This window comes from Bifidobacterium commune (genome assembly GCF_900094885.1).
Classification (GTDB): domain Bacteria; phylum Actinomycetota; class Actinomycetes; order Actinomycetales; family Bifidobacteriaceae; genus Bifidobacterium; species Bifidobacterium commune.
This window is the reverse complement of sequence record NZ_FMBL01000003.1, coordinates 184,346-201,632: the sequence shown is the minus strand read 5'-3', so window position 1 is coordinate 201,632 and position 17,287 is coordinate 184,346. Positions and strand designations below refer to the sequence as shown.

Annotated in this window: 8 protein-coding genes, 1 tRNA gene and 2 pseudogenes; 6 read left to right on the top strand and 5 right to left on the bottom strand. The window is 52.8% G+C overall.

Translation table 11 applies throughout. The features are described from left to right. Positions 1 to 82: 82 nt before the first annotated feature. Both GA0061077_RS06150 and GA0061077_RS06145 read left to right on the top strand, forming a co-directional pair. Positions 83 to 337, top strand: coding sequence for a mycoredoxin (locus GA0061077_RS06150; protein ID WP_091848065.1), 255 nt, complete (start codon positions 83 to 85; stop codon positions 335 to 337). Between the two features lie 88 nt (positions 338 to 425). Then, entirely contained in the window at positions 426 to 4,238 is a 3,813-nt protein-coding gene (locus tag GA0061077_RS06145; RefSeq protein ID WP_159426929.1) for a DEAD/DEAH box helicase, read from the top strand. Positions 4,239 to 5,022: 784 nt separating this feature from the next. Here the strand turns inward: GA0061077_RS06145 and GA0061077_RS06140 are convergent. The 5 genes and pseudogenes from GA0061077_RS06140 to GA0061077_RS06120 form a co-directional block, all read right to left on the bottom strand. Beyond that, positions 5,023 to 8,433, bottom strand: a complete 3,411-nt coding sequence (locus tag GA0061077_RS06140; RefSeq protein WP_091848063.1) for an RCC1 domain-containing protein — start codon at positions 8,431 to 8,433, stop codon at positions 5,023 to 5,025. A gap of 540 nt (positions 8,434 to 8,973) precedes the next feature. Further along, a tRNA-Lys gene (locus tag GA0061077_RS06135) sits at positions 8,974 to 9,046 on the bottom strand. A gap of 57 nt (positions 9,047 to 9,103) precedes the next feature. After that, the gene (locus GA0061077_RS06130) at positions 9,104 to 9,514 is read right to left on the bottom strand and encodes a DUF1516 family protein (protein WP_143249627.1); all 411 of its coding nucleotides are present in this window, start codon (positions 9,512 to 9,514) and stop codon (positions 9,104 to 9,106) included. A gap of 280 nt (positions 9,515 to 9,794) precedes the next feature. Next, positions 9,795 to 10,844: an NAD(P)-dependent alcohol dehydrogenase gene (locus tag GA0061077_RS06125; protein WP_091848061.1), complete on the bottom strand. Its 1,050-nt coding sequence runs from the start codon at positions 10,842 to 10,844 to the stop codon at positions 9,795 to 9,797. Between the two features lie 313 nt (positions 10,845 to 11,157). After that, a pseudogene (locus GA0061077_RS06120) lies at positions 11,158 to 11,832 on the bottom strand (HNH endonuclease family protein); the annotation flags it as partial. Between the two features lie 253 nt (positions 11,833 to 12,085). Between GA0061077_RS06120 and GA0061077_RS06115 the strand changes: the two are divergent. The 4 genes and pseudogenes from GA0061077_RS06115 to GA0061077_RS06980 all read left to right on the top strand — a co-directional run. Further along, positions 12,086 to 13,147 (top strand): LacI family DNA-binding transcriptional regulator, encoded by a 1,062-nt coding sequence (locus GA0061077_RS06115; RefSeq protein ID WP_091848059.1) that lies wholly within the window; start codon positions 12,086 to 12,088, stop codon positions 13,145 to 13,147. Positions 13,148 to 13,496: 349 nt separating this feature from the next. Continuing rightward, positions 13,497 to 14,831 carry an MFS transporter gene (locus GA0061077_RS06110; protein ID WP_091848168.1) on the top strand — a complete coding sequence of 445 codons (1,335 nt, stop codon included), beginning with the start codon at positions 13,497 to 13,499 and terminating at the stop codon, positions 14,829 to 14,831. Positions 14,832 to 15,026: 195 nt separating this feature from the next. After that, the gene (locus GA0061077_RS06105; protein WP_091848058.1) at positions 15,027 to 16,574 is read left to right on the top strand and encodes a glycoside hydrolase family 32 protein; all 1,548 of its coding nucleotides are present in this window, start codon (positions 15,027 to 15,029) and stop codon (positions 16,572 to 16,574) included. A gap of 330 nt (positions 16,575 to 16,904) precedes the next feature. Beyond that, a pseudogene (locus GA0061077_RS06980) lies at positions 16,905 to 17,287 on the top strand (hypothetical protein); the annotation flags it as partial.

Below are 17,287 nucleotides of genomic sequence, written 5' to 3'. Positions count from 1 at the left end.
GCAGGAGGGGTTGCGGCTCTGAAGCCGTAAGCAGGCATGTTCTTCAGGCGACGCTCGGACAGGTCAATTGAAAGGATTAATCATGGCAAATACAAACATCGACGTTTACGGAGCCGATTGGTGCGGCGATTGCAAGCGCGCAAAGGCCGCACTCGACCGTTTCGGCCTGGGGTACAACTGGCATGACATCGAGCATGAAGACGGTGCCGAAGCCAAAGCCATCGAAATCAGCGGACAGAAACACATCCCGGTCGTGCTCTTCTCCGATGGCAGCTTCCAGGTCGAGCCCAGCGCTACAGATCTCAAGACCAAACTGGAATCTCTCGGGCAGCTCTGAGCACGTCGCTTTCGCCTCCGATTTATCCACTGCGGTTTAACTGGGAGCGTAGTTAGCAATGTCTGCCCCGGTCAGCATTCTGGAAGTTATGACGACCGCAACGCAGTATTCACTCGACGTTCTCGGCTACTGGTGCGCAGTCGAGCTGTTCTCTCCGCAGTCTTGGAAAAATCCCCAGAAGATCAACCTCCGGCAGTCTGTTGGACACAGCGAGAACACCCAATACCAGAACCTCCCATGGGAAGACCTACGCGCGGACATGTTCATCGGCTTGACACAGCGCACAAGATCCTCGTTCGAGGAACAATATAGCCAGGTGAAATTCGGTGGGGGTTATCACATTCAAACCAACATGCAGGCCCGGCTGCAACAACCGCTTTCCTTCATTGAGTCAACGGAAACCTGGCTGAAAAAGCAGAACGCCTGGCCTTACGAAAACAATTCACCCATCCAGACGATCATTCAACAAGCCCATCAGGAGTGGCTGGAACTGACATACGGCTCGGAAACTTTACCTACCGGCTCATTCGTTTCAGATGCCTTGATCGGCCTTCTAGTAGACACAATGGAAAACTTGGCGCACGCCACAAATCGATCGGGACGCGTGCAGGCTATCTATCTCAAGAATTATCCTCACAAGTACCGCGAGAAGCCGTACTACATGAAGGCCAATCCACCCAAGGATGCAAGCGCTAAAAACCGAAAAACATCGGCATGGCTGCATCACGAATACTTCTGTATCCAGGTGGGCCTGTCCCAGCAAGTAGTGTTCAACGCTCTTCATAACGCGTCCACATTGATACGCGAATTCACCCCTGCAGAAAAGGTAAGAGAAGAAGAAACGCTGCCGAGTTCGTCGACGCGAGATGATGCGAAACGTTACACACTGAAGAAAACAACGGCATCGATGATGTGCTTTGAGGTACGCGATGACGGCACTTTGGGACCGGACTCTTCTTTGGCGATTTCCCAGTATGCAAAGGCGGTTTCCTGCCTATTCGCGCACAACTGCTGGCCGACATGCCCGACTGGATGGCCCGACATCAAACAACTTGACGACAACGAACGTCGGATTCGCATCATGTTTAGCGAGCTCGTTGGCGCCGTGGCGCCCGATGGCTCACCCAGACGAGTGAGCAGGAACACGCTGAACTACATTATCGATGCCGCTGCCAACGAATTGGGATTGGACGACAAAACGATACGCCAGTCCCCCGTCTACGAGCAAGCCGACGGCAACCTTATCGATAGAGATTCCGTTAGCTGTCGATTGGTCAAGGGCGGCGATGCCAACGAATCACCTCTTATGGATTCGTTCTATATCAGTGACCTAGAAGCACTATATAATATCAAATGCCAAGAAATCGCTTCGGGCAGTCACACTTCAGAAACGTTCTCGGAGCCACTGAAGCGATACCTTTCTCAAACCCACCCCGAGCGCTTTGATCTGACGGAAGATCCCGACGGCGCCTTACTTGACAAGCTAACGCAACCTAACCGTATACCCGACGGCCGCTGGCCCAGCAAATCAAATCAGTTCCAATCGACTGCCCAACAATTGGCCATCAACCAGATAACTGCGACCGCAAATTCGGGACAAGGCGATTACCTATTGGGTGTCAACGGTCCTCCCGGAACAGGCAAAACAACTTTACTCAAGGATGTCATCTCCGAAATCATTGTGGCACGCGCCAGCCAACTGGCCCGTTTCGAGCGACCTGAGGATATATTCAAGACCCATGTTACTAACGGACCCCTGAATTACTGGACGTTGCAACCAGCGGTAATCGGATACGAAATCGTCGTCGCGTCCAGCAACAACAAAGCCGTCGAAAACATCAGCCAGGACCTGCCCCGCACCGAATCGTTAGCGACCGATTGGCAATCATGGATCGAGAACGAATACGGCAGGGAATCCAAGGATTATGCATTTCGCCAACTCGCCGAAGAACTCCTGAAATCTGATGGCAAAAAGGAAGCAACGGCGAACAAAACGGACGACGATTCACCTTCGGCATGGGCTCTCCTGGCCGCAACCCTAGGCAACGCGACCAACAAGAGCAAGTTCATCGGCCCGTTCGAATCCCGTTTCATCAGAGAACGTTTGAATTTGTCGAATGCTGAGTACAGATCAGCAAACCACAATTGGAGGGAAGCCCGAAAAGCGTTCAAATCCGCGCTGCAAAAAGAAGCAGAACTTTGCGAACGCAGAGAAGCGGCTTTTATAGCGAACCATGATCCTTCCGATTTACTACGCGCACAAGAGCGACTTAAAAACGATCTGGGAGAAGTTCAAATATGCCTGCAAAAAAAGAATCGAGATCTCGACACTAACCGCGAGCAAGCCCAAGATTTACAACTTCAGCTCAACGAAAGTTGTCGAAAAGGCGACGAGGCCATCAATGCATGGCAAGAGGCTGAAATCTTCTATAACGCGCATCAGCAATATTGGGCAACGCACTTTTTCGAATCGCTTATTCACTTTAAAAAACGTAAGGAAGACGAGAAAAGCGCCTATATAGCCAAGGAGCAAGCTCGATTAAAAAAGCAGAATTTGTGCGATACAGCCAACAGCGAATACTATTCTTTGGCTCGGTTAAACGCGACGATAAACACTGAGTCATCGGAAGTATCAATGCTGTCGACCAGAGAAAGCAATCTGTCAGCACAGCTGAATGAAGTCAACGCTAAGCTGGAGGACTATCAGAATCGTCCCAAACATATATCCACGCTGAGCGACGAGCGTCTTGACTGGATAGACCAAGAGTGGAATACCGCCAGAACCGAGTTGTTTATGGCGGCTCTGCGACTCCACCAACAACTGGTAATAGGTGCTGTCCAGCAATTCCGCGAGAACCTGACCCTTGCATGCAAGGTGATGCAGCAGCCGAGACACTTCGACCAGCAAGCACAACTGGCCGCTTGGCAATCGCTGTTTCTGGTCGTTCCGGTGATCTCATCGTCGTTCGCTTCGGTATCCGGAATGTTCAGGGGGCTGGGTAAAGAAAGCCTGGGATGGGCGATCATTGACGAAGCGGGCCAGGCCACACCTCAATCTGCTGCAGGACTGTTACAGCGAGTTCATCATGCGGTAGCGGTAGGCGATCCCATGCAGCTTGAACCGATTGACACACTTCCCGCCCAGATGCGTGAACTACTGGCCGACACCCACAATATTGTGATGGGACGCGAATCTCACAATGTACAGGAAATGGTGGACCATCAGACACGATACGGCCTGGAAGCCGAGCAATGGGTAGGAATGCCTCTGGTGGTTCACAGGAGGTGCGAAGAGCCCATGTTCTCGATTTGCAATGAGATGGCTTATTCCGGACGCATGGTTCGGGCGGGTGCCGAGCACACACCGTGCTTGTATATGGCAGGCACCAAAGAAGGAATCGCGATACCTCCATCTTGCTGGTACGACATTCCCGCAGGACCAGACGAGATCGGCAAGAACAAATGGCGGCTCAAAGAGGGACATGAACTGTACGCCAGACTGACAGATCTTATTGAAGGTGGCATCGCACCTGAACAGATACTGGTCATAGCTCCATTCAAAGTGGGCGCCAACAAGGTTCAGGACATCTTCCGGTCCGCACTCAAGCAATCCGGCCATTACAGCCACGGCCGGGCAGCCGAACTTGCCGCAAATCAGGCGGGAACCGTCCACACCTCTCAAGGCCGAGAAGCCGACATTGTGTTCCTTGTTATGGGTAGCACACCTGGCAAGCCAGGCTGTGGTTCTCGCGACTGGGTTAATTCCAGCCCGAATATGCTTAACGTCGCGGTTTCACGTGCCAAACGGCGTCTATATGTTATTGGCAACGTCCGCGACTGGGAGTCGGGTAAATATTCCGAGTATCTCATTCGCTCACTGCCCATACGCAATCCGTCCTAGAGCCGATAGCCCTGGACCATTCGAACTGCCGCATGCCGTGCATTCTGCTTTGAGTAGGTCGAGCACACGGCACGTGACGTGCGTCGTCAGCTGCCCTCACGCGCCATCAACCTTCCTGGTCCGCTGGGCCGCTGGATCATCCGCATGGGCTACCGTGTCGCGAAACATGTCATCGGTTTCAACTGACTCATCCAACCGATTCGCCGATAAATTCGCTTTTGAAACAACATACTGACGGAAACCCACAATGCATCTATTATTGCTCGAACAGAAATCAACATGTATTCGGCTACCACTCCCCAGGGGATTGTGAACCCGAGACAACGAGCATGCAAGTTTGCTCGGAATCTCTCGGGCAGCTCTGAACGCAAGATAGCTCTCGATCTGTTTCAAGCCGTTGCTATTCAGGGAATCAGAAAGTCGCTGTATTGCCTGACCAGACCAGTATTCTGGAAACTGTGAATCAGACGACAATCGATGTTTTCATATTGATAAGCACAGCCTCACGGCACCACTAGGTACATGCTTGTTTGAGAGCAATACGGGAAAGGGTACCGCTGTTGCAGCGGTACCCTTCGTTCTTTCAAAGCCTCAATCGGATTACGCTTTGTAAACCACGAAGCCTCTCCAACACAGAATTACTATTGAACGTTAAGCCATACTTTGGAGTCGTAGGTATCGTCTAAACCTCATCATTGAAACGAGGTTTAGACGACATGCAATTCAGAAAACAAAGTTTCAATTATCAGTACGATCTATTCTCTATTCCCTCCACCTACATATCTTACTGTACAAAGTACAGGTATTTGTTCTTCAGCACATCATTTTCTCCAAGAGTCCATTGGAACGTGACATCAACACGACCAGTGGAATTTGCTGGGGCCGGAGGGGTTTTCACTTCCCACACCGCCTCACCATCGCTTCTCTTGCTGATATTTATTGATTGAGCTGATTGACCATCAAACTTGACCGAAACTAGATCAACAATCGGTGGAATGACGCTCGTCGTCGAAGATGGTTCACCCTGAACAGGATCCCCACGTCCGAGCTGCGGAGACGAATCACCCCAAGTCTTCATCTCCTGAGTTTGCCACACAATAGCCGCCGAGTGAACATCGCCTGCACTTATGCCATGGGTATAACCGATACCCAATGACCGAGGCCACCATTGATCAGTCGACGGTATTGATGCTAGACCAAGGCGTCCATTTGCATTACACCCCCAAGTGTAAGGCCAGTCATCCTTGTCAAGACCCACCACATGGCAACCACCGGCGCTCACTTCTTTAAACTTGACTTCTTGGCCGTTGTTATCCTGCGACGGGTAAACTCTTACCGGATGCCATTCATCATTATACCAATTGTTACCAATCTGACCTGCCTTATTATAGCCCCATCCCCAAGCATAGCCATCATCAGCAAGCGCAATGGTGAATCTATTACCGGCACTTACACTCTTGAAGATAACGCCTGTCGAATCCTCACGCGGCTTATCATTCACCTTTCGCACGATTTTTACTGGATGCCACTGATCAGTCCCCCGGCCTTGATTACCAAGTTGACCTTTATCATTGTTGCCCCAAGACCATACTTCACCGCTGGTATCGACACCAGCTGAATGGTCATAACCTGCACTCAGATGAGCGAATTTTACACCTCCGGAAACCCTCTCAGGATGCCATTCATCAGTGCCACTGTTGCCCAAGCCGAGAATACCGTCAGTATTGTATCCCCATGACCAAGCATCACCGTTTACATCAACAGCCAGTGAATGCTGGGCACCTGCGGAAATTTCTTTAAACTTGACAGAACCAGCTTTCATCCTATCGACCTGTACGGGAACAGTACGAGTCGAAGTGCTCTGATTCCCAACCTGACCATGATTATTTTGACCCCAGCCCCACACATTTCCGTTGGAATCTAAGGCCAACGAATGTCCACCGCCAGCAGCAACTTGCAAGAAACGAACGTCAAGAGGGGTCTGCACGCGAACAGCTGCAGAACGTGTAACAGTTGTTCCATCGCCCAACTGACCGCTATCATTATTACCCCACGAATACACGTAACCATCAGAACCAACAGCCAGCGTATGAGCCTGACCGGCACTCACGCTTACATACTTAAAACTGACACGGTTACCTGGGTTTCTCTTTACCGTAACAGTGGAACCTCCTTCAACAGGACCTTTATTAGGGGTCATATCGAAACTGTAAGGCCCTCCCCACTGTGCCACCAAAGTCATGTTTTTGGTTACAGGTTTGTTGAAGTCCCATAATTCTGCTGGATTCGTACCCTGCACCAACCAACCATTAAACCAGCGATTGTCCCACTTTGGGTTAGCATTATTAGGCCACTTAACAAGACTGCCGCACGGAACTGATTGGCTCGGAATGGCCCCCGGGGCACCACCCAAATTAAAGGAAACAGTACAAGTAGCGACTGGCGGCGGCGAAGGAGGGTTAGGTGGCGTTGGCGGATTAGGGGTATCTGGATTTCCGAGATACGTGTATTTTAACGTAGTGGTCTCGTTGTTGCCATTTGTACCTTTATATGTAACAAGAACATCAACCGTCAAATTATTCGCACCGATTGCCCGGTTGGGCTTAGGGGCATTAACGTACCACGCACCAGACGAAGCATCGACACTCTTCTTAGGTGCATTAACACCATCAAATTTGACTTCTACAATTTCAAGAGGAGTTTCCGGCGTCGAGGTAGTCGCAATTGACGTGGGGTTGGTTTGCTTATCGCCATTATTTGAACCATTTGCAAGCTGACCCTTATCATTCGCACCCCAAGTGTACACTTTCCCACTGTTTGTTAAACCAACAGTGAATTTTTTTCCTGCTGCCAACGTTTTAAAATCTCTTGCGGTCGCTGAAGAAGAAATGGCTGGGTATCCTTGCACGGTCCTCTCATAATTGGTATGAGCGTCACTACCAATTTCACCCTTTTCATTTTTTCCCCAACCCCAAACTTGGTAAGTAGAACTACTGTTATTACTATCCTGCGCGATTCCAAGAGAGTGATAGTATCCCGCGGTCACATATTTAGCCTTGCCATAGGGGGCGGGGCTCCACTCAAGACCGTTTTCATCAAGTACTCTATTGGACCTAAACGGTAATTGCGTCACCCCGCTAAAACCTCTTGCACTCGGGAACCGAAAGGCTCGGTCCCAATGATTCTGAGCAGCATTTCCTGCCTGAGTAAATTCATTCGAACCAAAACCAGCAGCAGAGCCATCAACACTAACAACCTCTGAGTGCTGGCCGCCTGCAGCGATTTGAGATAAAGGCGACCAGCCCGGCCGTCGGAAGGAGACGGGGGCCCATTGATCTGAATTGTCAGTTTCTCCGCCCAGCTGATATTCCGTATTCCTGCCCCATGACCACATATACTGATCGGTATCTCTAGCCAATGTGTGGTCTCCACCGCAATCAATATCGATTGCTTTATATTCCTTCTTGTCCACATTGTCCACGAAGGGCTTCGTCTTCGTTATCTGCCACTGCATTTCATTCATAGTGCCTATGCCAATCTGACCGTGATTATTGCTGCCCCAAGACCACACTTGCCCTGACATATCTATAGCAGCGCTATGCTCACCACCGGCACTAACTTTTTTGAATTTATTGCTGTTAGGCTTCCCATTTTCATCCGGAACCATCTGAGGTACGTTGCGAGGTGTGGTATTGTGGAGGCCCAACTGACCCTTATTATTCTTGCCCCATGTCCAAATATTTCCACTTGTATCCAAAGCTATTCCATGATGCTCACCAGCACCAATCTCCTTGAACCGCACTCCAATTGGTGTCTTAACCAACTGAGGCGTATTCCGATTGCCACCACTGGTACCTATACCCAGCTCACCATTCTCATTGTCGCCCCAAGAATAAATCAACTGATCGGCACCAAGAGCCAAAGCAAAATCACCGAAAGCATCAACCTGCGTAAACTGGCCAGTACTGCCGCTAGTACTGCCACCATTGCTCTTGGGCGGCGTAATCTTCACTTCAGTACCCACTTTACCCGTATCAGGCTCAAGAGTAAAACCGCCATTTGAGGACACTCCACGGGTCAAACCACCCGACTTCAACATACCGGCGGGCTCTGCACTTGCTAAACTCAGCCCACCACCAACAAAGACACACACCAACGCAAGTACAATGGCACTAACAATACGCGAATTGCGCACGGTAATCCCCCTCAATACATGGCACAGCAACCTACTGCACCGTGCTTCTTCTCACGGACCAAGTGATTTCAGCACTCAATCCAAACTAAACAGCATTCTTTATTCTGTCCATTCAAATGGAGTATATCAGAAAACATGCCAATTTCCTGCGGTATAACAATTGAACATTAAACAGCTGCATCGTTCTCCTTAGAGATACCACGAAAACGGAAACAGGAATTCGGCAACACGCCGAGAAAACGGTAAAAATCAAGTTGCTGACGCTACAAGTCCCGACACACCAGCGAAAACAAGCAATGCCATCACTACCATCGTAGCCCTCAGCACACAGTTCTTCGCCACCGCGCTGGTCCTGCTGATCGCTAGCCACCACATACGAACAGCTTTCTGATTCGTCCATCGGGAAATCGCAATCAGCCTGCTCTGACGTCGCCTCTATACGACTTGGAGCAAAACTCTGATATCAGAGGCAGAGAACCACGCCTGAAGCCCTCGTCTAAAATAGAAAAAAGGTACCGCCTGACGCCGGTACCTTGCTTGTGCCCCCCCTCGGATTCGAACCGAGAACCCACGACTTAAAAGGACGCTGCTCTAACCATTGAGCCAGAGGGGCAACAGACACTATTATACAACTATTTGTCGATTTGCAAATAGCGTTCGTGTCGTGCGCCTACTTCATGATGATCGGGAAACCACCGGTCAAGACGAAGCCGAGAACAACCACCACGACAATCAACACGATAGGAGCCCACACATCCATAGCCAACACGGCATCCTTCTTCTTCCGAGCAAAGCCGATTTCAATTAAGCCGATGACGGCAAGCGCCAATACCAGTTTGACAATCAACAGCACCGGGCGCCGCACCGATCCGTTCATCAGAGACATGACGATCATCACGATACCGCTGAAAACAATGAGAATGTAGCACACTCGTGCAATCATCACGCAGATTTTGGTGACCTGCGCGGGCCCCAACAACCCCACGGTCACTGCAATAATCAACACTGCTCCGACAATCAGATGCATCCAAGACCAGATCATAACGCGCTCCTCACAATCATTGTGTTCGAAATGAGCCACTTCCGTTTTCAATTATACCCCACTGATTGCACTATCATTACTCATCGGGAGCGTATTCCCGTTCCAGCCGAACCTCACGACCACCAAAGAAATCAGGAGATCAGTACACCCAGCGAGGCCATGCCGCAAAGGAGAATGAGAGTTCGGCAGCATCATTCTGCAAGACCCACAACACAAGGAAGAACGAAGGCCACTGACATTGCCCGCACAACGAAACGTGAATGGCCGATGCCCACGGAAACATCATGCCATCCACGTTTCGTTTTGAAAAGGATTTATCTCACTCACCCATGTGGGGAACGACTACGGCGCGCTTGGTGAGTTTACCGTCGACCAGATTCTGATAGGCGTCGAGCGCGCAATCCATCGGGTAGAGCTCGACCTCAGGAGTAATCACGCCTTGACGATACATCGCTGCAACCTCGTGCAGCTCGGTCATGGAACCCCAGTAAACGCTGGTGAGCTCCTGCTGCAGAGGGTTGCTGTACCAATCGTACGTGGCCTTGCCGCCGGCGATGCCGACGATGGTGACGCGCGAATCTACGGCGGATGAAGCCTGTGCAGCAGCAATTGTCGGAGCAAAACCAACAAAATCGAAGGCAGCATCAACACCGCGGCCGTCAGCGATTTCACGAATCCTGGCGACCTCATTCTCGTCGCTTGGCACCGTGATAGCGCCCTTGGCTTCGGCCTGCGCCATGGCTTCGGGCTTCATATCGGTGGCGATAATGGTCGCACCGGTGAGCGCCTTGAGGATCTGTATGGCAATCTGCCCCAAGCCGCCAAGACCGATGACCAGCGCATACTTGCCACCGCCATTGAGATGTGGGAGCGCGGCTTTGATTGCGTGATACGGCGTCAGTGCAGCATCGGCAAGCGGTGCGGCGGCGATGGGTTCCGCGTTGCCCAGCGGCACGAGATTGCGCGCGGGGGCTACCATGTACTCGGCCATTCCGCCGTTGCGTCCGAGGCCCAGTGCCATGGACGTGTTGGTGGCCGCGTTCTCGCAGTAGTTCTCTTCGCCTGCGACACAACGCTTGCAATGACCGCAGCCGGTTGGGCCGTAGACCAGATAGGCATCGCCCTTGTTGAAACCGGTGACACCCTCGCCAACATCTTCGATCCAGCCCGAGGTCTCGTGGCCGAGGATGAACGGTGGCTTGGTCTGCTTGCCGGTTTCAGCGGTTGCGTTGGCGAACACGGAAACATCGGAATGGCAGCAACCTGCGCCGGCAACCTTCAACAGCACTTCGCCAGCCTTGGCAACAGGCCTCTCAACTTCTTTTATCGTGGGAAAAGTCTTATAGTCTTCAAATACAACGGCTTTCATAGCTGTCCTTTCAATTCGACTGCTCTATCAACTCTGACAAACAGTTTCAATATCAATGCGCGAATCATCAATATACGCATCAGTTATGTTATCGTCTTTTATCTCGCAATACCGAAAAAAAGACACGCAAGAACGCATTTTATTATCTCGTCAAAACGTCGAAACACCATAAATACCAACGCTTTGATGACGTTTGTTACGTTGCTCACAAACACCGATTACACCTCATGCTAAGCATGGGATGCACGGCCGGCGAAGCGAAATCGTTCTGGTTCGTTCGTGCCGTATGCATCTATCTCCGCCCGGCAAACGGTCCGTCGTCAACTGGGATTGTCTGCGTCGGACAGCTCGCCAGTACCTGTTGCATCGCGACCTTCTCACCCGGAGCGACCCAAAGGCCGTACTTGTGCTTCACGCCAATCTGTCGAGAGACATACGAACAGCGGTACGACTTGTTTTCCGGCAGCCATGTGGCCGCGTCAGCATCGCCCTTGAGTTGGTTGCTCGGCCCGTCCACGGCCAGCAAGTTGTAAGGATCGTTGGCGAACTGCGTGCGTTGCTCCTCGTTGAGCTTCTGCGCACCGGTCTGCCAGGCGTTGGAAAGCGCGACGACATGGTCGATCTGCACCTTGTCGGAGGTTTTCTTGCTCTTTTTGAAGTAGATGGAGGTGCCAGTATACGGATCGTCGAGCGTACCGGACACAACCTTGCAGTCGCCGGTACCCTGCTTGAATATCACATCCTTCAAATCGCGCCGCAGAATGTCGTTGCGGGTGTCGCATCCGTTGCGGTCCACATCCGCCCAAGCATGACCGAAGTTCTCACGCCGGTACCCCGTTTTAGGTGTGCGTCCCTTGACCGGCAACGTGTTGAGCGCCTCGACTGCATCGTCACCGCTGGGGGCAGCCCCGACCACACCCCCACCTGCGGAACTTCCGGCGTCACGCGTGCCGACAAGACCAGCATTCGACTGAAACGCCTCAAACAGCGCGGCCACCAGCACCACAAGAGCCACACTGCATGCGCTCCAAAACCGCGCTTTCACGTTCCCGTTGCGCCGCCGCCGGCGACGGTTCTCAACAATGTTCATCACCCGTATCCTATGCCCCCGAACCTATAAATCCCAACCATGTCAAGTTAAAAGTACGACAACACCGAAAACATCAACCAGGCATATTGAATATATCCGTATGGCGAGTGGCACGCATCGGTCATCTGACGCTGGGAGTATATAAATAGGAATGACCACGATTAAGGAAGTAGCCGAGAAGGCTGGAGCATCGGTTACCGCCGTTTCCCTGTCGCTCAACCATAGGGAAAATGGTCACGTCAACAAAGAACTTGCGGAGCACATCCGCAAAACCGCTAAAAAACTGGGATATCACCCCAATCCGATGGCACGCTCATTACGCACGAGCAGGACCCGCACCATCGGCTTCATCAGCGAAGAAATAGCCACCACCCCCTATGCAGGCGAGCTGATTCTCGGCGCGCAGGACGCGGCAAGCGAACTCGGCTACATGATGCTGATGGTCGTCACGGACGGCAAAGCCGACGAAGCCAAGGAAATTGCTTCGCTCAAACGCTACGGAGCCGACGGCTTCCTTTATGCCAAAATGCATAACAGGATTTCCAACATCCCGCGCAGTCTCAGCAACGAGCAAACCGTACTCATCAATGCCCGTGATGCCAAAGATCACGTACCGAACATCACCCCCGACGAAGTCGCCATCGGCTACGATGCCACAACCAAGCTCATCGACTCCGGAGCCAAGCGTATCGCCTACATCGGATGCAGCGACGACTTAATCGCCGAACCGTTGCGTCGCAAAGGCTACGAGCAGGCGCTTACCGATGCGGGAATGAGCGTGAATCCGAACCTGGAGATACGGGTGCCGAACGACGGCCCCTGCCTCGAGCGCATCTCTGAACTATTCGACACTCAACAGCCCGACGCATTTTTCTGCTTCAATGATGCTCGCACTTGGTACATCTACCAGTGTGCTGCACAGCGGGGTCTGCAAATCGGGCGCGATATTTCTCTTATCGGAGTAGACAACAACCGCATCGTCTCAGAAACCTTCGAACCACGCCCAACCACCATCGAACTTCCTCACTACGAAATGGGCTACTGGGGTGCGCGCAAGCTGATTTCCCTTATCGAGGGCCGCGAACTCAAGACGATCGACACCACTGGGATGGTTGCCGAAATTCCTGAACTCGATGCACCAAATCCCGTATTCATCCGCTGCGCTTTAATCGAACGTGGGTCCGTCGCTAGCAAAGCGTCCCACCGTGAGTAAAGAGCTGCTGTGAAACAGGAACATCTCAGTTTATGCTTGAACTTCTCACCGGTGTTGATAACACTGCCGTTTCTCACATAGGGCCCGGAGTCGATGGATTGCGAAGCACGTCACGCACCGCACACCAGACAGTAATGGTCGCCTCACAATATTCGACAATATTCAGCTGCCTGCACCTATAAATCACGTATCATCACACAAAACTCCGGAATCGATTTACAACTTGACGTAAAACGATTCCTGCCATATATTTTTATCAGTTTCTTGCTCAGGCAGTGCCGCAAAATCAGCAAGAACAGCAATTCAAATGATGCCGCGCGGCAGCGGTCTCAAAAGAAAGGTGACGACAATGGCGATTTCAGGTGCCAAGACTTACCGGAACCCCTCGTATCTCCAGAGCTCGACCGGTATCTTCATGTTCTTCTGCTCGTGGGGCATTTGGTGGTCCTTCTTCTCAATCTGGCTTACCAGCCCCGCTCCAAAGGGCCTGGGAATGACAGCCGCAGAACAAGGCCAGATTTACTCTGTCAACTCACTTGCCACCCTAATCATCATGTTCTTCTACGGGATTATCCAGGACAACCTCGGCATCAAGCGCCGTCTGGTGATCGTGGTCTCTGCCATCGCAGCCTGCGTCGGGCCGTTCGCGCAGTTCGTCTACAAGCCCCTGCTGCTGGCTGGCGGCACCACTAGGTTTATCGGTGTCCTGATCGGTTCTATAGTTCTTTCCGCTGGCTTCATGGCCGGTTGCTCGCTCATCGAGGCCCTCACCGAACGCTACAGCCGTCACTTCGGTTTCGAATACGGCCAGTCCCGCGCTTGGGGTTCCTTCGGCTACGCCGTCGTCGCGCTGATTGCAGGTTGGCTGTTCAACGTCGATATGCGCTGGAACTTCTGGCTCGGTTCACTGTTCGGCCTCGGCATGCTCTGCATCTACCTCTTCTGGCGTCCGGCCGAGCAGAAGAAAGAGCTCAAGAAGGAAGCCGATCCGAACGCTCCACGCACCAACCCGACCCCGAAAGAAATGATTGCCGTACTCGGCATGGGTTCACTCTGGGCGCTCATCGTCTTCATGCTTTTCACCAATACGTTCTACACGGTCTTCGATCAGCAGATGTTCCCGAGCTACTTCAAGAGCCTGTTCGCCACACCGGAACAGGGTGCGGAGTGGTATTCCATTCTTAACGCCGCGGAAGTGTTCTGTGAATCCGCAATGATGGGCGTCGTGCCGATTATCATGGATCACATCGGCGTACGCAACGCCCTACTGCTTGGCGCACTGACCATGTTCCTGCGTATCGGTCTGTGCGGCGTCTTCCACGACCCAGTGATGATCTCCGTGGTCAAGATGTTCCACGCCATCGAGACACCGCTCTTCTGCCTACCGGCGTTCCGGTACTTCACACTGCATTACGACACGAAGCTTTCGGCCACGTTATACATGGTCGGCTTCCAGATTGCTTCTCAGGTCGGACAGGTCATCATGTCCACTCCATTGGGCATGTTGCGCGACGCTTTGGGCCCGCAGAAGACCTTCCTCACCATCTCCGGCATCGTGCTTATCGCACTGATCTATGGCTTCTTCGTCATCAAGACGGACGACCAGCAGGTGGGCGGCGATCCGTTCATCCGCATCAAGGACCGGAAAAACGCCGAAATGGCTCAGGCACAAGTTTCCGCCTGACGTTTCAGCCCGTTATGTCAAGGTCCTCAGCCATAGACCGAGGACCTTGACAACCTACGATAAACAGCAGTTCTTGGGGATGTGACACAGATTGAACAATCAGCGCCGCATCCCCAATATGCATAATGTCAGTTACTTTCAGTCCAATGACATACTGGTTTTCAGACCATCGCCACAAATGAAAGGCAATCAACGATGAGCACTACATATCCCGTTTACTCGCCGATTCGCAACCACGACGAGGAACTCGCCAAGGCCGAGACTGGCGTCGATCAGCTCGATCTCGAGCGCGAAGACCGCTGGTATCCCAAGTTCCATATCGCATCCAACGGGGGCTGGATCAACGACCCCAACGGCTTGTGCCGGTACAAGGGTCGCTGGCACGTCTACTACCAGCTGCACCCCTACGGAACTCAGTGGGGCCCGATGCACTGGGGGCACGTCTCCAGCGCCGACATGGTCTCCTGGCGTCACGACCCTATCGCAATGGCACCCAGCCTTGAAGAAGAGAAGGACGGCGTATTCTCCGGATCGGCCGTGATTGACGACGAGGGCAAGCTTAAGTTCTACTACACCGGCCATCGCTGGAACAACGGCAAGGACGACACTGACGGCCAGTGGCAGGTGCAGATGCTTGCCGATGCGACGGATGACGACGCAATTGGACTTGAAAAGAAGGGTGTGGTCATTGACTGCCCTCGCGAGAAGGTCGATTCACACTTCCGCGACCCGAAGGTCTGGAAGCAGGACGGCGTCTGGCATCTGATCCACGGCGTCTCAACCGCCGACCACCGCGGTCAGATCTGGGACTACACCTCCGAAGACATGATCAACTGGACGTTCCAGAACGTGGTGTTCGACGATCCGGACCCGGATGTCTTCATGCTCGAATGCCCGGATTTCTTCCCGCTGGAGGACAAGAACGGTGACACCAAGTGGGTCATCGTCTTTTCCGCTATGGGCTCGAAGGCCAAGGGCTACATGAATCGCAACGAAAACAACGCCGGCTACATGATCGGAACATGGAATCCGGGAGAGGCGTTCAAGCCCGAAACCGAGTTCCGCCTGCTTGATTGCGGTGCCAACTACTACGCCCCGCAATCCTTCGAGGCCGATGGCCGCCGCATTATGTACGGCTGGATGAGTCCGTTCTCCGAGAACGCCCCGATGCAGTCCGACGGTTGGTGCGGACAAATGACCCTGCCGCGCGAATGCTTCCTCGGCGAAGACGGTGACCTGCACACCGTACCGGTGCCGGAAACCGACAAGCTGCGCATCAACACGTTCGATCACGTCGCACGCCCCATCGAGGCCAACGAGGAGGCGCTGGTCGACGAAGACGCCGAAGCCGTGGAGATTGAGCTGAACATCAACCTTCAGGCCACCACCGCCGAGCGCGCCGGCCTGAAGGTTCATACCACGCCAGACGGCTCCTACACCTATGTTGCGTACGACGCTCAGGCAGGCACCGTGGTCGTTGACCGCCAGGCCGCGGCCCGTGGCGACCGCGGCTATCGCGCCGCCAAGCTGACCGACGAGGAGCTGTCCGCCGACGAGCTGAAGCTGCACGTCTACGTCGATCGCGGTTCCGTGGAGGCCTACGTCAACGACGGTCGTCACGTGCTGAGCTCCTACAGCTACCCGTCCGAAGGCAAGCGCGCCGTAAAGCTTTCCGCCGAGTCGGGAACCCTCGCAGTCAACAAGCTCACCCTGCACGACATGAAAAGCATCGGACTCGAGTAGATTCTCATATTGGTTCGGCAGACGCGTCCTCGCTCACCGAGACGAGCGAGGACGCCAATCAAGCGGATGAATCGATTAGCATCCTGAACACCGCTCGCAATGGTCGAACTTCAAGCGAATGCCCGGTTCGGCCATTGCATCACCAAAAGCAAGCACCAATGCCTTGCACCCTTATCAAACCATCGCCGCTTACAACGAAAACCATGGTTCGACCGTTCTCCGATGCCAAAATATGTAATACAATTTGTGTTAAGTTATATTTGTAATACATGTTGCCCGGTCAAACCCATCAGCCCTTGCAGCATCCACATAAAAGAGAAAGAGAGCATCATGACCGAAAACCATACCGGATGGAAACAGAGACTACGTACCGTAGCCGTCAGATCAACGGCGCTCGTCGCCGGACTCGCCACACTCGCTTGCACGGCAGTTGCCGCCCAAGCCGACCAGACCGACAACTGCACCGTGGGCACCAGCACCATCGCAACCTGCTTCCCCGACACCAATTTGGCCTCGTACTTGGCGGAACGATGGGGGAAACAAACCACCGACACCTTCACCCAAACCCTCATCGACAACACCGAGCATCTTGATATCTCGGAAAAATCCATTACAAGCATTGCCGGCATCCAACACCTCACCAACCTCGTCAGCCTCAAGTCGCACAGCAATCAGATCAGCGACATCACACCGCTGCAAAACCTCACCAAACT